Genomic DNA, 17518 nt, shown 5'->3' with positions numbered 1-17518 from the left:
GCTCGGCATCAAGGGACCGGTCGTGGCGGCGGGCCTCGCCGGCGGCGTTCTGCGCGCGCTGTCGCGGCATCGCTACAAGCTGCGCGAAATGGTGGCCTCGCCGCCACGACCGGTCCCTTGATGCCGAGCAGGTCGAAAAGATCGTTCATCATGGCCTCCAGCCGCAAAGCTTCTGGCCCTTTTCGTTGTGAGCCAGGATCGCCGCCACCGACGCGTCGGAAAGGGTCGCCGCCTCCGCCCTTGTCGGCCGGAGGGGATGCCCGGCCACGCAGAACGACCCGCCTGATGTGGTGCAGCCGGCCAGCAGCAGCGAGAGCGCTATGATTTTGACCATCTGGCCAGCCTCCCTCTGTTGTCGTCCGGCGTCCGGCCGGCGACGGCATCGTCGATCTTCTGGGCTTCGGTGCGCGCCGCGGCGTCGGCGGCATCCTGCCTGGCCTTCTGGCTGGCCTTGCCCTTCGCATAGGCCGTCCAGACACCGGCAAGCGCGGCGCCAATTGCCAGAAGATACGGCCAGGCCTGGCCAAGCAGCGCGAGGGTGAGTGTTCCCATCTCATGTCTCCTTGGCCGGCGGCGCGACCATGCCGCGCGGCCCGTCACGCACCGCGTTGATGATGATCTTGGCAAGGGCAATGGCGCCGCTGATCTGAAGCGCGGTGCGGTCGCTCACCCCGAGCAGCGTCCAGTCGAAGCCGGCGAGCGCGCCGCCGCAGATGATGGCGATCAGCGTGTTGAGGAGATTGTGCAGCGCATTGGTGTTGAACCATCTCATCGAAACAGGCTCCCGAACAAATCGGCGACCTGATGCCGGAAGGCAGCGAGCGCTCCGGCCAGGAGAACGAGGATGCCGGCCGCGGCAGCCGCCTTGCCGCCGGGCGCCGGCGGCAAGGGCTTGATCGACGACGCCCCATTGGGCGATGTTTCGACCCTGGCCGGCGGCGACGCGGTCACCGGTGCCGCGGGGCGCTGCGCCGACATCAGCAGGGCCTGAACCCGCACTGACCTGACCCGATCCGACCAGCCGCGCCCGAACGTCGCCCATGTCGGCAACCGCTTGAGGAACGCCAGCCGCGCATCGCAAAGCGCATCGATGGTCACACCGGCCGGCTTTGCCTTGGCCGCCGCGACGGTGACCGGTCCGATCCGCCCGTCCTGCGCAACGCCGACGGCCGCCTGCAAATATTTGGCCGCCCGGCCAGGCCCGCTGTTGACGGCGAAATCGAACACAGCGTGGTCGACGCCATGGGGCAATTCGGCGCCGAGCACAGCGTCCCAGTAGAAGCGGCGATAGACGGTGGCGACCTGCGCGTCGCTGATCGCACGCAAATCCGCCTTCGTCGCGTCGGCCTTCACATAGCGGCGGAAGCTGGCAAGCGTCACGCCCTTCATGGTGGCGCCGCCGGGGTCAGCCGGATTGTCCGACCATCCTCCTTCCGATTTGAGAACAAGCGCAAGCGCCCGCGCGAAGTTGCGGTCCATGGTGGTTCCTTTCGTGATTGAACTATGGTCGGGGAGACCGTCGGAGGAACCTCACGGTCAAGGAAATGCGAGGCGGGAAAACGCGGGCGCTTCAGTCGATGTGCAGAGCGATGCGATGATCAGGAGTCCGCAATCGGAGAAGACCTTGAATCGGGCAAGCCCTGGATATGAGTCACGCACCTTGCCAGAGGCAGGGCCGGCGCGTTTACTTTCGGCTGCTGATTCCAGCTCGTAAGGAGCCGAGATGATCTTGGAAGCTATCCGGAACGTGCGCGATGTTGGCTTTGAAATTCTTACCGCCGGCAGAAGAACGGTAACAGTCCGGAACATCACCCTGTCTTTGGATACCGTCTCCCGCCGCATGCGGTACGTGATGGCCAGAGGTTACGAGGATCAAGATGCGGCTCTGGCTTCGCGCTTTTTGAGTCGCCACGACAAGGTTCTGGAGGCCGGTAGCGCGATCGGCTTCATGGCGTTGAACTGCATGATCGACATCGGCATCGAAGACTACTGCATGGTTGAGGCAAACCCGCGTCTGGAGGCATCCATGAGGGAGAATTTTCGCCTCAATAGGATCAGCCTGCCCGTTCTCAAGACCGTCGCTGTCGGTCCATCCGACGGCTCTATCAGTTTCGGTATCAGCCAGAATTTCTGGTCATCCAGCGCACTACGTCGGGACAACGAAGCTGAACGGCTCACCGTACCTATGCTCTCAATCCCGACAATCATTTCAGACCTTCCGTTCAAGCCAAATGTCTTGATCATGGATATCGAAGGTGCCGAAACGAGCATTCCGCCGAACCATTTTGAGCTATTTGAAAAGCTGATTATCGAGTTCCACCCCAAGTTGACGGGTCATGCCGAAGCGCGAGAGTTGGAGCGGAACATAACCAGGCGTGGATTTACAGAGTTAGACCGAACTGGGGGAACAATCGCGTTTATAAAGGCGCAGTGATAGCCGATTCGAGGTGAGACAGCCGTGAGACCAATTGCTTTCATTGCCATTGCCGTCGGACTTGGATCGGTCATCACTATCGGCGTCCTAAGATTCGCTACTCCCAAGGCTCCCAAAGCCGTGCCGAAGCTTGCAGAAATAAAGGACATCAAAGGTCGACTGACCGTGCTCACCGCTAGTTCGTTCGAGGTGGATGGCACTTCCATTGTTCTCTGTGGAGTTAGGCCATCAGGTACAACGTCTGCGGAAAAAGCAGCCCAGAGCGTTAGGCTTTCTTATGAAAATGCCTATGTGAAATGTAAGCCTGTTGGCGGCGGCACCCCATGCGATGGGAAGACGGTGGCAACCTTGGGTAGATTTATCGTAGCGCAATGCAAGATTGACGGTGCGCTTGACTTGGCAACGGCGTTGACAGAGTCCGGCATCCTTTGCGGGACGATCCCTATCTACAAGTCCTGTTAGCATCATGTCACACTATTACGCAAGAACACAAAGTATTCAAATCGCTAGCCAGTCGACCTTTTCTGACAAACTGAAGACAATTTACGCCGTCTCTGCCGTCATCGCAATGAGTCTGCAAAGTGTCTATCTGACTCAATTCGGGGTAGCCGCCTTTTGCTACCTCGGACTTCTCATGCTGATCCCGCTATTAAATGCGCCGGTCAAAGCGAGTTCTTTTTGGATCGTTGCTTTCCTACTAGTCGGGATGTGCGGAACTTTCACCGAAGATGGCGGCACTAAAGCAGTCCTAGGCACTATTGGCAGCAGCTTGGCTCTCATCCTCGTTCCAGCTTGCTTTGCCAAAGACAGTCGTCCTTTGTTGGTTGGTTTGCGATGGGCGATCGCTGCGCACGCGCTTATGGTCCTGTTCCAGATTTTCTATTTCGTGGCGTTCCGAACTTATTTTGACCCGCTTGCAAGTCTTGGCCTTGGTGACCAGACGGTCATGAGTAAGAAAGGACTTGAGCTTGCCGTCGGCAGAGTGCCGCGCTTTGCAGGCTTGTCGAATGAACCGGGTACCCATTCGACTATGATCGCAAGCCTACTTGCTGGCGAGTATGCCCTTTCGCGCAAGCTCTCGAAGGTCTCAATTTTAGGCATTCTTTCAGCGATCGCGACGATGTCGCTGGGCGGCATGATGTTCGTCGCAATGTTCTGCGGAATTGTTGGGCTCCACCAATTTTTTGCCGTTCGAAGATGGAGGATTCTTGTCGCCGCTGTCGGCATAGCGCTGCTTTCAATCATTATATATTGGGCGTTGCTGAATCTTGAAACAAGATCGCAACTCTATATCGAAGGCACGCAGCACGATCAGATGATGGAGTGGGCATTTTCCTACCAGCGGATAACGCTGTTTGGCCTAAGCGAAAGTCAGATACCGATGTTCTTCACATTTGGCTATCTCGGCGTTGGCCTCGACTTTCTGCTCCGATACGGCTTATGGGCAGTTGTAGGGATTGCCATGTATTTGTTGAGCTTGCCGCTCTTGGGCATTGGCCTGTCGGTCGTGTTGTTGGCCACAAAATTGAAGCTGACGTATCCTCTAGTTTTCGTCATCCTCGCAACGATCAACTTAGGCATGACGCAGTACCCTTCCGCAAAGTTGCGAATTCATCCTAGGCTTCGAAATCCCCTGACCAGCCGATAGCCGAACTGACAACCCAAAGTCCTACCGTATAGGCCTCCAGGGTTACACGCTCGCCGGGATCGAGAATGAGATATTTTCCTGCACCGCCGCCCTTGATCGTGTCCGTCCCGTTGGGCTCGATGTTCATGACATGGGTTGCGTGTACTCCGGCAAAGCCGATCCGAAGGCCAGGCACGGCAGGCGGCAGCGTATGTGTCCGCGTCGCGCCGGCCCCGTTGTTGTGGCAGAGTGCCCGGTTGTGAAGCCCGGACAGCGTTGTGTTGACGGTCAGATTGGTCGGCACACTCGACGTCCCCTGCAGGCCGGGATTGTTGCCGCCAATAAACCTGGTCACGATGCCGGCCGTGATGGAACTGCCGGTGCCATCACCAACCCATTCCGTCATGTCAAAGCCATCGACCAGCATTTCGTCTATCGCGCCGCCGGTGGTTACTCGAAAAGCAACGCCAATGGAGGTCGAGTTTTTCAGGGCGATGTCCCTGAGACTGGCTTTGCGCAGCCGTTGGCCCACGGAAAGGTTGAACCGGATGCCATGCGACTGGGTGTTTCCCCTGATGCCAGAAAGGCTAAGGCTCGCCGGTGTCACTACGTTCGCAACGACGACGGCGTCGGTCGAGCAGTTCATCAACGTGCCCGGACCGATCGCAAGAGGCGTCTGGTAGGGCGCGGCGATTACGGCTGTGGCACCTGACGTTGCGCCCGTGATCGTTTCGCCAGCCGGAAAGATGCCGGCCGAACCGCGCACATAGATGCGCCGGGTCGCGCTGTTTGCTGTTTTGGCAATCGCAGAGGTGCCTCCAGAGATTGTCTCACCGGCCTGAAACGTCCCGCTTATCGGCAAGACCCTTAGCACGTTGGCAAAGAAGTCGACCAAGATGCCCGTCGCGCCGGATGAACCGCCTGTCACCGTCTCACCGAGTTCATAGTCGACGGTTGAACCGGTGATGACGATTTCAAAATGTTGGAATCGCAGGGTTCCGGCGGAGCCAGAGGTGCCGCCGCTGACCGTTTCGCCAGTCGCAAACGATCCAACTTGCGAGCTGAGGGCGAACTGAAATTCGCCGTTTGGCTCCAATTGCAGGGCGGTGTTGTAACGATCGATGTACCAGTTATCGAGCCGGCCCGACTGAATCTGAACGCCGAAGACGTTACCGGCAGAACTACCGGAGAGCCGGTTGCCTATTGCCTTGACATTCGAAATAACGATCTCGCTGTTGGCGTCAGTCGCGGCTACGCCAACCAGACAGTCATTCGCCACCACGTTAGTTATGATCCCTCTCGGATCTCGCGCACCGGTCATCTCCACCCAGACACCGGCGGAGGGGTTGTCGAGATGTGCGTCCGCGAAAACCCCATCGACCAACACGTCGGTGGTGTTTAGATTTCCCGTATAGGTCAACACGACACCGTCGCGTTTGCACTTCGCCGACCGGATGTTGCGCACGATCGGCTTGCGGACGCCGGCCACGTAAACCGTGTCGCCAAACTCGCCGCCGGTTGGCGTGACGATGTTATAGCCGTCAATGTCCTCAATCGTCGGGCTGTCGACACAGAGCGCCATCACACCGGCAAGGCCAAGATTGCGAACCTTCACGCCGCGGATTGTCGGCCGCTTCCGGCGTGCACCAGTGGAGAGGCCGACGCGAATACCGATAGAAGCCTGGTAGCCGGCATGTGATCCACCATCGATCGTGAGGTCACCGTCTATCAGGACGTCATCGGCAGCAATATCGATGACGGGATGGTGGCCGGTAACGGTGCCGACTGGCGCGCGCAGGATCAGGGCAGAGCCACCCAGGCATTCGACGCGCTTCTTCGCTGTCGAGATCGTGTGGTTGCCGTCGGTCTGGTAGGAGCCGTCAATCAGCACATGCGGATAGCTGCCCGCGAGCAGTGCACTGATAGCAGCCGTGGCATTCGCACCGCCACCACGCGCCCCGAGCATTGATGCCGCCACCGGAATTGAGGCGAGCGTATAGCCTGTCTTCGTCATGCCATCGCTCAGCGTGATCACCAAATCCCCGACATTCGTTCCATTCTTGCGGTACACAGCGCCGCTGCCTGCCACCTGAGAGCTGTCGTAGAAGGCGGTGCGGATGTATGTGGGTGCTATCGGCGGGTAAAATGCCTCGGCGGGCGCCTTGGTCGCGAATTGCGGATCGATCACCGTCGTCATGGCGCCCGTCGCTACGTCCGCAGCGGCCTGGGCTTGGTCGATGATGCCTTGCGCGGCTGCCTGGATATCGCCGACGGTGTCGTCGGACTGGTAGAACGAGAGCACAATGTCATCGGTGCCGATCACAGGGTTCAGCGTCTGGAAGGCAAAGACAAAATCAGCCGAGGCGTTGCCCTGCTGGACATGCACCGTCGTTCCCTTCTGCATGGTGCGCCCGGTGCGGGCATCGGCGGCGCGGAACCATCGGCCTTCGCTTACCGTATAGATACCGTTGGTGACATAGACGACATCGGCCTCCGTATCCCAGGCGAGCTCGACCGCGGCCGAAGGATGGTCCCAGCCGAAATCGAGCGCGCCGAGCCTGGGCCAGTAGCGCGGCAGCCGGAACGGCTCGCAGGCGATCAGCGCCTCGGCCACCGGGAAGATGCGGCCCGAACCCAGCACCGGAATGCCGCGGGCGCGTGCCTCGCGCTCGTGCGCCGGATAGGCGGCGACGATCGCCGCGCGCTCCTGCGGCGTGTAGTGCGCGGCATCGTCGATGGTCATGAAGGTGACGTGTCGGGACATATCAATCTGCCTAAATTATTTGCCAGGACGAGTAACCGCCATTGATAATACTGTTTATCAATGCAAAGCTGCTGGCGAATTTGGGGGAGATACATGATCCGCATAGCAATCGTTGTGGCCATTGCCGCCGGCGCGTCAGCATGCCAATCGAACGTTCCATATGATACGAGTAAGAAAACCTGCAAGATGTACGCCAATTCTTCAGGGTTCGAACGCAAGGTTTGTATCCCCGACACACCAAACAAAGTATGCAATGTCTGGTACAATCAGATTACAGGTGATGAAAGAATATGGTGCCAACCGCTAACCCGGAAAGCAACCGATTCCAAGGCCCGTGCCAGACAGCTTGCGGGCAGCAAATACCCATAAGCCCTCCCGGCATCATACTGCCCGGCGCTTGATGCGGACCACCTTTTGCGGCACGCGTCTTTTCTTCTACGTTGATATGCGCTAAGGCTCGTCTCCGCATCGGTGAAGCCGATGCGTCTTGGGCCGGCGCCTTCCGCGCGGCCTCTACTCTACGCGGGTGGGGCAGCCACTCTTTGCCATGACAGATCTATTCGACGCGATGCGCTTGTCCGCCGAGGACAGCGAGGTTGCTCATCTTTATTTCAGCGAAAGCGGCAAGATCCTGCTGCCGCTCGGCAAATCGACAAATGCCCCGACGGGCCCGGAGATCCTGCAGCTTCTGCTGTCGTCCACCGATGAACACGATGGCGCGCTAGCCAGCGACCTGCTTGCCGATCTTGGCAGGACGGTGCCGTTGGAAAGCCTTCGTCTCCTTCTGACATCGCCCAACGCCCGGACCCGAGCGGCGGGCGCGTTTCTGGCCACGTTTCAAAACCAGAACATAAGTTCGATGGTGAGCGAACTGGCCGCACTGCTTGGGGATAGCAACTCGCGCACGCGTTTCGATGCCGTGGAATCCATCTTGCGGTGCAGCACGCGTGACCATGGCGAGTACCTGGCGCAGGCCCTGTTTGCTCTTGATGATGAGCATGACGCCGTGCGCATGGGAGCTGTCCAGTTCGTCCGCTTTGCCCGGGACTGGCAGTTGAGGCTTGCGCGCCAGCACGCCGCTTTGCTCAAGCCGCAAACGGCGTTTTCGGTCATCTCGGATATTTCCGAGCAATGGCGGGACGATGTATCAGCCATGATCCGCAAGATGCTTGACCATTCCGAGCCGGTGGTGCGGCGTTACGGTCTTGGGCTGGCCGGTCGCGCAAGGTTGGTGGTCGTCGATGCCTTCGTCGAATGGGCGCGGGCGTCGGCCGATCCTGAAATCAGCAAACTGGCAGCCAGTTGCATCGAGCACAACCAGATTTCGCATCATGCGGTCTGGCATTCATCATTGCCGGCAACCGCCTGAATTTGTGGCAGAGCGGTAGTGGAAGTGACGGGGTGAGAACTGCCTCCCCTTCTCCCCTTGCGGGAGAAGGGCTTCGCGAAGCGAGGTCGGATGAGGGTGTCCCGGGAAGGCCAACGTTCCACTTCGCTGGAACACCCCTCATCCGCCTCGGCGCTGCGCGCCGATCCACCTTCCCCCACAAGGGAAAGGAAACGCGCGAGCGAGCGCGAAATCACCCCTTCGCCATCCGCTCCACCTCTCCCGCCGACAAAAACAACAGCACCACGTCCGACATCCCAAGCAGCGGCGTGAACGTCACGATGGTGATGCCGCCCGTTGCATTGGTGCGGGTCAGGCCCTCGGAATAGATATCGAGCGGCGGTTCCTCGTCGAACCAGACGCCGTGTAAAGTCTCGCCCTGCCATTTCTCGCGGCCCTTCTCGAAACTCTTGAACGACAGCACCGACTCGTCGGTCTGCACGTCGCCGCCGCCGCCCCAGCGCACCACGACGCTGTCGAGCGCGCCCGGTGCGCCGCGGCCCATGAAGGTCTGCACAATGGCGTCGGCCGGGATCATGCCGGTGCCCCAGGCCGCCTGCTGCTGCGGCGGGCCGACCAGCACGCGCTGCGGATTGTCACGCGTGCCTTCGCCGGTGACGCCGGCCGCCCACAGCCTGACGGCAGAGTCAAACACCTTGCCTTGCCACCACTGGGGATAACGGCCGGTCAGATGCATGGCCCATTCGGCGCCCCCTGCCCTGGTCTTGCCGAGCTGGTTGCCGGCCATGAACAGCCGCTCGCGGTTCTGGGCGCCCGCTGCGTGAAACTCGGCCTGGCGTTGATACGGTCTATAGGCCACCAATTGATTGGTCCGGCGCCGTCTGTCCAGTTCGGCCATCAGCGCCAGATATTCCGTCTTCACGGACATCGCCGGGCTCTTCGAGGAACGGCTTGACGACGGCCTCGAGGGCGCGGATGCGGCTGCGGATTTCGTCATCGCTCAGGCCGTCCATTTGGTTGATCGTGGCATCGAAATCCTTGGGCAGCACCGACAGCACGATCTTCAGATACTGATCCGGCTTGTCGGCCCGCACCTCGGCGATGACGCCGGCGCCATGTGTGCGGAAATCGGCGCGCACGGCGGCCAGGAAATCGTCGCCCAGTGTTTTCTTGGCGCGCTTGCGGCGCGGCTTCTGTGTCGCGGCCGGTTTGGCGGCGGACCTGCGTCTCGCCGGCTTGCGGCGTGGCCTGGCGGCTGTCTTTTCAGTCATGGACATCACCACCACCCACGGCGTTGGCAGCGGGAATGCCGGGCTTCGGCATCGATCCGGCCCGGCTGGCCGGTTTCTTTGAACGAGCGGATTTCTTCCTGGTCCGCTTCTTGGCTCCCTGGATGCGCTTTGGCCTTGCCGCGTCGGCAGGCTTTGCCGCCGCGACAGGCTTTGCCACGCCGGCCCGCGCCCTGAGACGCGCCATGACCAGACCCGACAAGGTGCCCGGCGATGCCGGCCTGCGGGAACCCGAACCCGCCGGCCTCGTCCCGCACCATGCCGATCTTTACGCCGGGTGCGACCTGCTCGACACGCCCCAGACGAGGCTGCGGTGCGGCGCCCTCGAATTCGCCAATGGCGCTGACGATTTCCTGGCCGTCAGCATCGGTGATGATGGTGGCGTAGCGGGTCATCGTGAGCCTCTTGAAGACTGGTGTAATTTGGTTCAATCAAAGGCGGCGGCGTCGCGGTGGCTGATGGCCAAGATAGAAGGCGAGTCCGATTGCCTCGATACCATCCGATCAGAGTAACCCCCGAGATAGATTGCGTCCAAAGCGACCTGCACGAATTGCGCTGGACAAATGACGCGGTCGTGGCCGACTTCATAATCCCCGGCGACGAACACCATGTCTTGCGTGTTCTGTTCACCAATCAGGTGATCATCCGGATCCTCGACGAAATGCCGCTAAGCACCGAGCACGAGAACACGCCCAGGGAAGGTAACATTCCTCATCACTTCGCCTATCGAGTCGAAGGCGCCACCTTTGAGACAATGCAGTCCGAGACGTGGAAGTTCGCGCAGCACCCGGCAACACATTATCGCTTCGTGACCGGCTGGACATGCCTTGACGTTTTGTCGTCCAAGGAGCCACCTTTCGGGTCGTCAAGCGAATGCCGGTTTCAACCTTCGACTGACGACGAGAAACGTCTCGCAAAATACGGCAGCACAAAGCCAGAAACAAAAAACCCGCCTCGGCGGCGGGTCGGTGGCGCAACTCAGCACCATGGACAAAAATGTAGCATAGCTGCACTCACCCCGTCAACCGTTTTCTGAGAAAAAATTCCTAGACCGGTCGGAACTCCCACTCGGAGCGACGCTGGCAAGCGCGTAAAACCCTGCTTTTGCCGGCGGCTGGTCACAGGCCGGCAGGTGTGAAATCATTCGTCGAAGCTCATGGAATGATTCCCGTCGCACGGCCTTGTGGGAGAGGACGATGGACAGACCAGCCATGGCATCCGTGTTCAGGATGCGGCATGCACCGGCCACGGTTTCCGGGGTGCGCAGCACCGGCCAGGGTCAGGCCGATCCAGTCATCCGCGTGCGTTCGCTGGGCGAAGCCATCCGTTTCGTCGCCAACGCCTACCCCCAATACGACATCGGCGCCGTCGCCATCAGCTGTGGGGATGTTTCGATCGGCAGCCTCGGCAACCTGGAGGTCAAGGCGCTGTGGCGCGAATATGGCGAACGGCTGACGCAGGAATAGGCGTTCGCCCGCAGCCTTTCTGGAGCGGAAATGCCGCTCGCGCGTTTCAACCCCAGCCACGGGAGCAATCGCCATGAATGTCGCCAACCTGCAACTCGAAGGCCTGTTGATGGCCGTCGCCTCGATCAACCGCCTCCTGGTTCAAAAGGGGGTGCTGACGGCGGAGGAGATCGACCTGGCCTTGCGCAAGACCGAGGCCGGCGAGACCAACCAGGAGCGGTCCGAAGGCATGTCCGCGTCAAGCCGCGACGCCGTCAACTTTCCGATCCGGCTGCTGGAACTCGCCAACCAGTGCCAGCCGGAGGCGGAGATGCCGTCTTTTTCGAAGCTGGCCCGCATGGTCGGCAAGATAAAGGAACCCTACAACGACCAGCTGTGAGCGGGGCCGGCGGGCGTCCGCGGTGGCCCGCTGCCCACGCCTCAAGCCCTGCCCGGCCATCCCGAATTGAGCGAAAGCACCTTGCCCGGTCCATGTACGGCCGCAAACAGCAGTCCGGCCAGGAACGAAAAATGGTCGACGAAGAAGCCGAACTCGGCCTGGTTGTCGGCCCAGTGGCTGGGTCCGTGAAAGGCGAAGCCGAGGAACAGCACATAGGCGGCGGCGACCAGGGCTGCCTGCGAGAAGAAGGCGCCGGTCAGGAAGCACAGCACCAGCGCGACTTCCAGGATCGCCGCGCACCAGGCCAGGAACAGCGGAAATGGGAAGCCGGCAGCGGCGATATAGCCGGCGGTGGCGTCCATGCCCATGAACTTGAAGGTCACGGCCATCAGGAAGACGCCGGCGAAGATCAGCCGGGCGACGACAAGGGCCGCGGTCTGCCACGGTGATTGAGTGATTTGCGACGACATGCTCGTTCTCCAGCTTTGCAGGTTGATCGCTCCTAGGACGCGCGACCGGCGCCAGGTCCGACACATCAGGCCAATTTTTCTCGACAGGATCGCAGAGGGGTTTCGAAGCGTCACACCGCCTACGAACAGGAATGCAAGGGCTGATCCGCATCTCGACGCCCTGCTCCGCAAGGTCGAGGCCGCCGGCTGGGACCGCGGGCAGGCCGCCTCGGCGCTCATGTATCTCGCCGCGATGCGGCTGAAGCCGGCCTGACGACACGCCGGCCCGGACGGCTTTCCGGCGCATAGCGATGTTGAAACTTGTTGGTAATCACGGACGTGATATCGTTAGTCGGGGCTAATGCACCGGTGTGTCGGTGCAGGGATTTTGGGTGGGCTGAAATTTGCGCACGAGCGTCAGGTTTGGGGCGACATCTCATGGCGAGCGGTCGGCACCGCTGGAGTGCAGCGGCTGCGGCGGCGCTGGCCAGGTCTTCGAATGCCCCCGCTGGACGAGTTCCAACGGCCATTGCTGCCCCGCCGGCACGCACCGGCGCGGCTGCCCCGGCCTCAGCGCGGCATGCTCCGAATGTGACGGCGACCACGCTGCCGCCGCCGACCCCATGCAGCCCTCGGCCTGATACAGGCCTATCGCAGCCCAGGCCGTGTCGTCTGGTGGAACCGGCGGCGCCAATCTGTGTTATGTCGTGTTGATCGCGGGCGCCGAAGGCTGCGCGTCCCCGACAACAGAAAGCGAGGCCTGAGATGGCTGACGACAAGTCGAAGACGAAACAGGACCGCAAGCAGGTCTCGAGCGAAGAGCCCTACGAGGTTGCCGCCTTTGCCCGCAAATACGGCATCCCGCCAGGCGAGGCACAGACCATCATTAAGCGCTACGGCCCCTCGCGCAAGAAGCTCGACGCCCATATGGCGGCCCGCGGCTAGCCGAAACCATTTCGCCTGGGCGGCGTTGAAGATGCTGCGGGCCGTGTCAACCGGGCCTGGTGGTACGGTGAACAGGATGTCTTTTTCCCGGTTTCTCATCCTGGCCAACGAAACGGCAGACGAGCATCTGTCCCACCCGGCCCGCAGCGCCACGCATTGAGGGAGGTCGCCATGTCCGACACCATACGCAGGACCGGCAGCTGCCTGTGCGGCGGCGTGCAGTTCGAGGTTCACGGCCCGCCATTGCGCGTTGGCCTGTGCCACTGCAAGGATTGCCGCAAGGCCGGCGGTTCGGTCTATTCGGCCTTTGCCATCTGGCCGCGCGAGGCCTTCGAGACCACCGGCCTCGTCAGCTCCTATGGCACGCGGAGCTTTTGCCCGACATGCGGCGGCCGCGTCGCCTGGGTCGACGACAACGAGGCCGAGGTGGCGATCGGCAGCCTCGACATCGCGCCGACCGATCTCGTGCCCGAATATGAATTGTGGACCTCCAGGCGCGAGACCTGGCTGCACGCTCTGCCCGGCACCGAACAGTTCGAGCATGACCGCCCAGCGCAGCACAGCGCCGAAGCGCCGACGCCGAGATCGCTGTCGGACATCGACGCCGAGATTTGATCTCCTGGGAAGGGAACCCTGTCCTGCCGCCGACGTTACCGATCGCCTCTCACGCATGTCGCCAGCGACACTTGCGGCAATCATGGAGACGACCATTGAACGACAAGATGTTTCCCCGCCCCATCAGGCTAAAATTCGCGCCTGAGCGCGAGCGCATCATCCGCAGCGCCTGGGAAGGGCTGGAATGCCTCGGCGACTGGCCGGCTGGCCAGGGACGGCGCTACCGGGCGGCGTTGCGCAGTTGCCGCGATGCGCTGGATGGCTGGACGCCAGCGGAAAAAGCGATGCGGGCGATGATCGACGCCGCGCGCGAAGCAAAACTCCTCCAGTAGATGGAAAACAGGACATGTCCGAGCTCATTTTGCCCACACCGATGCGGATCAAGCCGCATGGGTCGGACACGATCCGCGACGTCGCAACGCTCAAGGATGCCAGCGAAATCCTGATCGACTGGCCGCAGGCCAAACGCGGCCCGTTCTACCAGGCGGCGCGCGAGAAGGTCGAAGCAGCCTTGGATAACAATGCAGGTGCTGCCGAGGCACAGGAAGCGTTCGCAGCGCTCTGCAGCCACTCCGGCGTCTTGGTGCGATAGCGGTTTCAATGAAAAGAAGCAGGCGGGACATCGTGCCTCGCCTGCTTCACGCAAATCGTCCTGATCACCCGCAATACTCGATCGATTATTCCGGCGGAAGCTCGCCCTGTACGATCGGGTGTGAAGTTTCGAAGCCAAAACTCTTCGGCGCCAGCAGAATCAAGGCAATCACGATGGCAATCGAGGCAAGCAACGTGGCTGTGGTCGCAATATCTCTCACGATAATCTCTCCGAATTCCAAGTCGTGAGAGAAACGCCCCTGAGATAACGAGGTTCCATTAGCTTGCGCGATAATACCAGCGAGCGGAGGTTATTGCTTCGGCGGCTGGGGCGGCACTTCACCCGGCTTGATCACCGGCGTCTTGCCTTCGTTCGGCGCCGGCGCCGCCATGCCCTGGTCGCCCGTCGGGGGCGGTTTCAGCACGCCGCCGCAGTCGTTGAGCTTCGCGGTCAAATTGCCGTCATCGGCCTGCTGTCCAGGCTGCTGTTTTGCCCCTTGCTCGGTCTGAGCCCTGCATTTGTCGGCCTGCGGCGCCTGGCTGTCGTTCTGCTGCTGGGCCGCGGCCGGCACTGCCAGCGCCAGCATGAGGCCTAGTGGCATGATGGCAAGAATTCTCATCACTGCCTCCTTCTTTCTTTCACGGTCGCCCGCGGCGACCTTCCTTTCAAAGGGACAACGCCTGTCGATGAAAAAGGTTGGCCGCCTCGCCGCGCGGCATTGCAACCAAACCCGTTTGCCGGCCGTTGCGCGTGCCGGAGGCGATCATGTTCGAAGGTTTTCAGGGCGCGGAAATCGACACCGGCGATGCCGGCATATTCTGCCTGCGCGCCGGCGGCGGGCCACCGCTGCTGTTGCTGCACGGATTTCCGCAGACGCATCTGATGTGGCGCGACATCGCCCCCGCTCTGGCCAGCCGGTTCAGCGTCGTCTGCGCCGACCTGCGCGGCTATGGCGGCAGTTCGTGTCCGGCGTCCACTCCCGACCACGCCCCCTATGCCAAGCGCACCATGGCCGCCGATATGACGAGGCTGATGGAGAAGCTGGGTTTCAGCAGCTTCATGGTCGCCGGCCATGATCGCGGCGGGCGTGTCGCCTACCGCATGGCGCTCGATCATCGGGGCAGCATCGACAGGCTCGCCGTTCTCGACATCGTGCCGACTGGCGATGCCTGGGACCGGGCCGACGCCAGGCTGGCGCTGGGTTATTGGCCATGGTCGCTGCTGGCGCAGCCCGAGCCGTTGCCGGAGAAGATCCTGTCCGGCGCCGCCGAGGCGATCGTCGACAATGCGCTCAACGGCTGGGGCTCGCCGCCATCGGCGTTTCCAGCCGAAGTGCGTCAGGCCTATGTCGAGGCCTTGCGCGCGCCTGCCCACGCCCATGCCATCTGCGAGGAATATCGGGCGGCAGCCACGCTCGATCGCGAGCACGACCATGCCGCCAAGGCAGCCGGCCGGCGCATTCGCTGCCCGCTGCTGGCGCTATGGAGCGGTGAGGGCGCGTTGGCGCAATGGTATGCCGGCGAAGGCGGGCCGCTGGCGCTGTGGCGCGGCTGGGCCGACGATGTGCGCGGCCAGGCGATGCCGGGCGGGCACTTCTTTCCCGAGGAGGACCCGGCGGGGACGGCCGATCTGCTGGCCGGCTTCTTCGGTGAAACCACTCACGGCATCTCCCGGCGAACGGGATTACCTTCGCCCTCCCTTTGATCGGGCCGAGGCCCCCTCCTTCTCCGCCTTTGCCTGACTGCCTTCATCACCGGCGGCAAGGCCGGGTCCGCTTTCGAACCGGCGCAGAAAGCCGGCAACGATCAGCACGATCAGCGTGCCGAACCCGGCCACTTGCCAAAGACCCAGTCCGCAGGCGACGCCGATCGCGCCCGCCAGCCACATGCCGGCGCCGGTCGTCAGCCCATGCACCTCGCCGCGCGAAAACATGATCGAGCCGGCGGCGAGGAAAGCGACGCCGGCGGTCACCGCCTCGACCACCCGGATCGGATCGACCTTGACCGATTCCCCCGCGAACATCGGCGCGTGCACGATCTCGACCGTCAGGATGCCGAAGGTGGCGGCGGCGACGCAGACGAGAATATGCGTGCGAAGTCCGGCCGGGCGATTGCGCCATTCGCGTTCGAAACCGATGACCGCGCCATAGAGCGTCGCCAACAACAGCCGCGCCGCGATGACCGGAAACGAGGTGTAGGTGGAATGGCCGAATTCCTCGACGAGCTGTTCCATGATGTCCCCTCCGAAAGCTTGACGCCACAACGCGGCCGCCGGGTCACGGTTCCTGAATCCACGGCAAGGTGCGGCAAGGATGCGGCCGCTTTTGAAAACGCATCTGCCAAAGGGAGGTTGATGGAGCCAATCCTCAAGGGCTCAGGACGTTTCGGTTTCAGGCAGGTCGGCGCCGAGCTGCGGAACGATGATCGAATCCAGCGGCGCCGTCAGGGACCAGCTGAGATGGCCCGGGCTGCGATCCAGCACCGCCAGGCCGTTCAGCGATTGCGGCGCGACCCGTTGCAGGACGACGGTGCCGAAACCCTTGCGCGTGCTTTCGTCCCGACGCTCTCCCTCACGCATCGGCATCGTCTCGTCCCAGAGCAGATGGATTTCCAGCTTGTCCGAAGCGCCTTCGACGATCCGCCAGGTGATCTCCAGCCGCCCGGCCTCGCTCGCCAGCGCGCCATATTTGGAAGAGTTGGTGCCGAGCTCATGAAATGCCATGCCGAGATTTTGCACGGCATTCGGCTGCAAGGTCAAAAGCGGTCCCGACAGCGATACCCGCGCCTCGTGGCCGAACGGCTTGAGCTGCTCCTGGGCGAGGTCGAAGAGGCTGGCGCCGGCCCATTCCGAGTTCACCAGCAGATCGTGCGACCGCGACAGCGCCATGATGCGGGAACGGATCAACTCCTCGAATTCACGGGGATCGGTCGAGCGTTTGCTGGTCTCCCGGATCATCGAGAGGATCACCGCGAACTGGTTCTTGACGCGATGGTTCACCTCGCGGAGCAAAAGCCTGATCCGGCGCTCGCTCTCCTTGCTGGCGGTGATGTCGCGGGCGATCTTCGAGGCGCCGATGATCTCGCCGGACGCGTTCCTGATCGGCGAAATGGTCAGCGACACGGCGATGAGGCCGCCATCCTTGCGCCGTCGGATCGTCTCGTAGCTGGCCAGCAGCTCGCCCCTGCGAACCCGGCTGATGATGTCGGTCTCTTCATCCTTGAGATGATCGGGGATGAGCATGAGCACGGACCGGCCGACGGCCTCTTCGGCGGTGTAGCCGAACATGCGTTGCGCCGCCGCGTTCCAACTGGTGATGATGCTGTTCAGATCCTTGCTAACGATGGCGTCGAAGGACGAATCGACAATCGCCGCCAAACGCGCATCGGCGGTGATGGCGATCAAGGCATCACGGCCCGCCAAATCTGTCACTGTCGACCCCTTCTCCCTCATGCGCGGATTTCGCGCATGGCCACCAATGCGCCGCGGTGCGTTTTGGTTGCAATCGCCTCCAACATTCCTCCCAGGAACAGTCCGGGCAGTTCATGTCCGGAACCTTGCGCGCCTGCGCGAGTTGCACCCGACACCCCCATGGACGGCTCAATAAGGAGGC

Annotated in this window: 24 protein-coding genes and 1 pseudogene; 12 read left to right on the top strand and 13 right to left on the bottom strand. The window is 61.8% G+C overall.

Going from position 1 to position 17518, the window contains the following annotated elements:
- Nucleotides 1–148 precede the first annotated feature (148 nt).
- From EOB80_RS30985 to EOB80_RS30970, 4 genes are read right to left on the bottom strand one after another with little or no spacing between them, the layout of a single operon-like run.
- The gene (locus EOB80_RS30985) at nucleotides 149–334 is read right to left on the bottom strand and encodes a hypothetical protein (protein ID WP_127331703.1); all 186 of its coding nucleotides are present in this window, start codon (nucleotides 332–334) and stop codon (nucleotides 149–151) included.
- Nucleotides 319–552, bottom strand: coding sequence for a hypothetical protein (locus tag EOB80_RS30980; RefSeq protein ID WP_127331701.1), 234 nt, complete (start codon nucleotides 550–552; stop codon nucleotides 319–321). Before EOB80_RS30980 ends, EOB80_RS30985 begins: the two co-directional genes overlap by 16 nt.
- Nucleotide 553: 1 nt before the next feature.
- The gene (locus tag EOB80_RS30975) at nucleotides 554–772 is read right to left on the bottom strand and encodes a hypothetical protein (RefSeq protein ID WP_027035106.1); all 219 of its coding nucleotides are present in this window, start codon (nucleotides 770–772) and stop codon (nucleotides 554–556) included.
- Nucleotides 769–1479: a glycosyl hydrolase 108 family protein gene (locus tag EOB80_RS30970; RefSeq protein WP_127331699.1), complete on the bottom strand. Its 711-nt coding sequence runs from the start codon at nucleotides 1477–1479 to the stop codon at nucleotides 769–771. The genes EOB80_RS30975 and EOB80_RS30970 overlap by 4 nt, the downstream gene beginning before the upstream one ends.
- Nucleotides 1480–1723: 244 nt before the next feature.
- Between EOB80_RS30970 and EOB80_RS30965 the strand changes: the two genes are divergently transcribed.
- From EOB80_RS30965 to EOB80_RS30955, 3 genes are read left to right on the top strand one after another with little or no spacing between them, the layout of a single operon-like run.
- The gene (locus tag EOB80_RS30965; RefSeq protein ID WP_128309390.1) at nucleotides 1724–2434 is read left to right on the top strand and encodes an FkbM family methyltransferase; all 711 of its coding nucleotides are present in this window, start codon (nucleotides 1724–1726) and stop codon (nucleotides 2432–2434) included.
- Between the two features lie 24 nt (nucleotides 2435–2458).
- Nucleotides 2459–2896 (top strand): hypothetical protein, encoded by a 438-nt coding sequence (locus tag EOB80_RS30960; RefSeq protein ID WP_164762788.1) that lies wholly within the window; start codon nucleotides 2459–2461, stop codon nucleotides 2894–2896.
- Nucleotides 2897–2900: 4 nt separating this feature from the next.
- Nucleotides 2901–4082, top strand: a complete 1182-nt coding sequence (locus EOB80_RS30955; protein WP_127331697.1) for a hypothetical protein — start codon at nucleotides 2901–2903, stop codon at nucleotides 4080–4082.
- Between the two features lie 2437 nt (nucleotides 4083–6519).
- Here EOB80_RS30955 and EOB80_RS30945 read toward each other — a convergent pair.
- Nucleotides 6520–6819 (bottom strand): annotated as a pseudogene (locus EOB80_RS30945) (terminase family protein); the annotation flags it as partial.
- A 580-nt stretch (nucleotides 6820–7399) separates the two neighbouring features.
- Here EOB80_RS30945 and EOB80_RS30940 point away from each other — a divergent pair.
- Complete coding sequence (locus EOB80_RS30940) at nucleotides 7400–8194, top strand: hypothetical protein (RefSeq protein WP_127331695.1); 795 nt, start codon at nucleotides 7400–7402, stop codon at nucleotides 8192–8194.
- 211 nt (nucleotides 8195–8405) lie between these two features.
- On the opposite strand, the gene EOB80_RS30935 is transcribed toward EOB80_RS30940, so the two are convergent.
- From EOB80_RS30935 to EOB80_RS34890, 3 genes are read right to left on the bottom strand one after another with little or no spacing between them, the layout of a single operon-like run.
- Nucleotides 8406–9101, bottom strand: a complete 696-nt coding sequence (locus EOB80_RS30935) for a terminase family protein (protein ID WP_245466485.1) — start codon at nucleotides 9099–9101, stop codon at nucleotides 8406–8408.
- A complete protein-coding gene (locus tag EOB80_RS30930; protein ID WP_245466484.1) occupies nucleotides 9022–9444 on the bottom strand; it encodes a hypothetical protein in 423 nt (140 codons plus the stop codon). Before EOB80_RS30930 ends, EOB80_RS30935 begins: the two co-directional genes overlap by 80 nt.
- A gap of 5 nt (nucleotides 9445–9449) precedes the next feature.
- Nucleotides 9450–9857 carry a hypothetical protein gene (locus EOB80_RS34890; protein ID WP_245466483.1) on the bottom strand — a complete coding sequence of 136 codons (408 nt, stop codon included), beginning with the start codon at nucleotides 9855–9857 and terminating at the stop codon, nucleotides 9450–9452.
- Between the two features lie 179 nt (nucleotides 9858–10036).
- On the opposite strand from EOB80_RS34890, the gene EOB80_RS34885 reads away from it, so the two are divergent.
- The 3 genes from EOB80_RS34885 (at nucleotide 10037) to EOB80_RS30910 (ending at nucleotide 11307) form a co-directional block, all read left to right on the top strand.
- Nucleotides 10037–10498, top strand: coding sequence for a hypothetical protein (locus EOB80_RS34885; RefSeq protein ID WP_206516860.1), 462 nt, complete (start codon nucleotides 10037–10039; stop codon nucleotides 10496–10498).
- Between the two features lie 160 nt (nucleotides 10499–10658).
- On the top strand, nucleotides 10659–10928 hold the full coding sequence (locus EOB80_RS30915) for a hypothetical protein (RefSeq protein WP_127331692.1): 270 nt from the start codon (nucleotides 10659–10661) through the stop codon (nucleotides 10926–10928).
- A 73-nt stretch (nucleotides 10929–11001) separates the two neighbouring features.
- Nucleotides 11002–11307 carry a hypothetical protein gene (locus tag EOB80_RS30910; RefSeq protein WP_023813813.1) on the top strand — a complete coding sequence of 102 codons (306 nt, stop codon included), beginning with the start codon at nucleotides 11002–11004 and terminating at the stop codon, nucleotides 11305–11307.
- A 41-nt stretch (nucleotides 11308–11348) separates the two neighbouring features.
- Here the strand turns inward: EOB80_RS30910 and EOB80_RS30905 are convergent, their stop codons facing one another.
- Nucleotides 11349–11777: a DoxX family protein gene (locus tag EOB80_RS30905; protein WP_127321670.1), complete on the bottom strand. Its 429-nt coding sequence runs from the start codon at nucleotides 11775–11777 to the stop codon at nucleotides 11349–11351.
- A gap of 744 nt (nucleotides 11778–12521) precedes the next feature.
- On the opposite strand from EOB80_RS30905, the gene EOB80_RS30895 reads away from it, so the two are divergent.
- The 4 genes from EOB80_RS30895 to EOB80_RS30880 all read left to right on the top strand — a co-directional run bounded on the left by EOB80_RS30895 (nucleotide 12522) and on the right by EOB80_RS30880 (nucleotide 13908).
- Nucleotides 12522–12701 carry a DUF3606 domain-containing protein gene (locus tag EOB80_RS30895; RefSeq protein ID WP_127331691.1) on the top strand — a complete coding sequence of 60 codons (180 nt, stop codon included), beginning with the start codon at nucleotides 12522–12524 and terminating at the stop codon, nucleotides 12699–12701.
- Between the two features lie 171 nt (nucleotides 12702–12872).
- Nucleotides 12873–13316 carry a GFA family protein gene (locus EOB80_RS30890; RefSeq protein ID WP_127270773.1) on the top strand — a complete coding sequence of 148 codons (444 nt, stop codon included), beginning with the start codon at nucleotides 12873–12875 and terminating at the stop codon, nucleotides 13314–13316.
- Nucleotides 13317–13411: 95 nt separating this feature from the next.
- Nucleotides 13412–13648 carry a DUF982 domain-containing protein gene (locus EOB80_RS30885; protein ID WP_023813818.1) on the top strand — a complete coding sequence of 79 codons (237 nt, stop codon included), beginning with the start codon at nucleotides 13412–13414 and terminating at the stop codon, nucleotides 13646–13648.
- Between the two features lie 14 nt (nucleotides 13649–13662).
- Nucleotides 13663–13908, top strand: coding sequence for a DUF982 domain-containing protein (locus tag EOB80_RS30880; RefSeq protein WP_127331690.1), 246 nt, complete (start codon nucleotides 13663–13665; stop codon nucleotides 13906–13908).
- 85 nt (nucleotides 13909–13993) lie between these two features.
- Here the strand turns inward: EOB80_RS30880 and EOB80_RS35915 are convergent, their stop codons facing one another.
- Both EOB80_RS35915 and EOB80_RS30875 read right to left on the bottom strand, forming a co-directional pair.
- Nucleotides 13994–14128, bottom strand: a complete 135-nt coding sequence (locus EOB80_RS35915) for a hypothetical protein (RefSeq protein ID WP_256746881.1) — start codon at nucleotides 14126–14128, stop codon at nucleotides 13994–13996.
- Nucleotides 14129–14218: 90 nt separating this feature from the next.
- A complete protein-coding gene (locus EOB80_RS30875; RefSeq protein ID WP_127331689.1) occupies nucleotides 14219–14527 on the bottom strand; it encodes a hypothetical protein in 309 nt (102 codons plus the stop codon).
- A 146-nt stretch (nucleotides 14528–14673) separates the two neighbouring features.
- Between EOB80_RS30875 and EOB80_RS30870 the strand changes: the two genes are divergently transcribed.
- Nucleotides 14674–15612: an alpha/beta hydrolase gene (locus EOB80_RS30870; protein WP_206516859.1), complete on the top strand. Its 939-nt coding sequence runs from the start codon at nucleotides 14674–14676 to the stop codon at nucleotides 15610–15612.
- Here the strand turns inward: EOB80_RS30870 and EOB80_RS30865 are convergent.
- Both EOB80_RS30865 and EOB80_RS30860 read right to left on the bottom strand, forming a co-directional pair.
- On the bottom strand, nucleotides 15592–16140 hold the full coding sequence (locus tag EOB80_RS30865; RefSeq protein ID WP_127331688.1) for an MgtC/SapB family protein: 549 nt from the start codon (nucleotides 16138–16140) through the stop codon (nucleotides 15592–15594). The genes EOB80_RS30870 and EOB80_RS30865 overlap by 21 nt on opposite strands.
- Nucleotides 16141–16281: 141 nt before the next feature.
- Nucleotides 16282–17337 (bottom strand): PAS domain S-box protein, encoded by a 1056-nt coding sequence (locus tag EOB80_RS30860; protein ID WP_127331687.1) that lies wholly within the window; start codon nucleotides 17335–17337, stop codon nucleotides 16282–16284.
- Nucleotides 17338–17518: the final 181 nt, after the last annotated feature.

The sequence above is a fragment of the Mesorhizobium sp. M7A.F.Ca.MR.245.00.0.0 genome (assembly GCF_003997415.1).
Lineage (GTDB): Bacteria > Pseudomonadota > Alphaproteobacteria > Rhizobiales > Rhizobiaceae > Mesorhizobium.
The sequence above is the reverse complement of the archived record's forward strand: the minus strand, read 5'-3'. Positions and strand labels throughout refer to the sequence as shown.

What these genes read in the sequence shown, in the direction of transcription:
- EOB80_RS30975 (WP_027035106.1), bottom strand. Translation starts at nt 772, where the DNA reads ATGAGATGGTTCAACACCAATGCGCTGCACAATCTCCTCAACACGCTG.
- EOB80_RS30985 (WP_127331703.1), bottom strand. Translation starts at nt 334, where the DNA reads ATGGTCAAAATCATAGCGCTCTCGCTGCTGCTGGCCGGCTGCACCACA.
- EOB80_RS30880 (WP_127331690.1), top strand. Translation starts at nt 13,663, where the DNA reads ATGTCCGAGCTCATTTTGCCCACACCGATGCGGATCAAGCCGCATGGG.
- EOB80_RS30870 (WP_206516859.1), top strand. Translation starts at nt 14,674, where the DNA reads ATGTTCGAAGGTTTTCAGGGCGCGGAAATCGACACCGGCGATGCCGGC.
- EOB80_RS30890 (WP_127270773.1), top strand. Translation starts at nt 12,873, where the DNA reads ATGTCCGACACCATACGCAGGACCGGCAGCTGCCTGTGCGGCGGCGTG.
- EOB80_RS30930 (WP_245466484.1), bottom strand. Translation starts at nt 9,444, where the DNA reads ATGACTGAAAAGACAGCCGCCAGGCCACGCCGCAAGCCGGCGAGACGC.
- EOB80_RS30910 (WP_023813813.1), top strand. Translation starts at nt 11,002, where the DNA reads ATGAATGTCGCCAACCTGCAACTCGAAGGCCTGTTGATGGCCGTCGCC.
- EOB80_RS30875 (WP_127331689.1), bottom strand. Translation starts at nt 14,527, where the DNA reads ATGAGAATTCTTGCCATCATGCCACTAGGCCTCATGCTGGCGCTGGCA.
- EOB80_RS30905 (WP_127321670.1), bottom strand. Translation starts at nt 11,777, where the DNA reads ATGTCGTCGCAAATCACTCAATCACCGTGGCAGACCGCGGCCCTTGTC.
- EOB80_RS30915 (WP_127331692.1), top strand. Translation starts at nt 10,659, where the DNA reads ATGGACAGACCAGCCATGGCATCCGTGTTCAGGATGCGGCATGCACCG.
- EOB80_RS30895 (WP_127331691.1), top strand. Translation starts at nt 12,522, where the DNA reads ATGGCTGACGACAAGTCGAAGACGAAACAGGACCGCAAGCAGGTCTCG.
- EOB80_RS30965 (WP_128309390.1), top strand. Translation starts at nt 1,724, where the DNA reads ATGATCTTGGAAGCTATCCGGAACGTGCGCGATGTTGGCTTTGAAATT.
- EOB80_RS30935 (WP_245466485.1), bottom strand. Translation starts at nt 9,101, where the DNA reads ATGTCCGTGAAGACGGAATATCTGGCGCTGATGGCCGAACTGGACAGA.
- EOB80_RS30955 (WP_127331697.1), top strand. Translation starts at nt 2,901, where the DNA reads ATGTCACACTATTACGCAAGAACACAAAGTATTCAAATCGCTAGCCAG.
- EOB80_RS30970 (WP_127331699.1), bottom strand. Translation starts at nt 1,479, where the DNA reads ATGGACCGCAACTTCGCGCGGGCGCTTGCGCTTGTTCTCAAATCGGAA.
- EOB80_RS30865 (WP_127331688.1), bottom strand. Translation starts at nt 16,140, where the DNA reads ATGGAACAGCTCGTCGAGGAATTCGGCCATTCCACCTACACCTCGTTT.
- EOB80_RS30980 (WP_127331701.1), bottom strand. Translation starts at nt 552, where the DNA reads ATGGGAACACTCACCCTCGCGCTGCTTGGCCAGGCCTGGCCGTATCTT.
- EOB80_RS34890 (WP_245466483.1), bottom strand. Translation starts at nt 9,857, where the DNA reads ATGACCCGCTACGCCACCATCATCACCGATGCTGACGGCCAGGAAATC.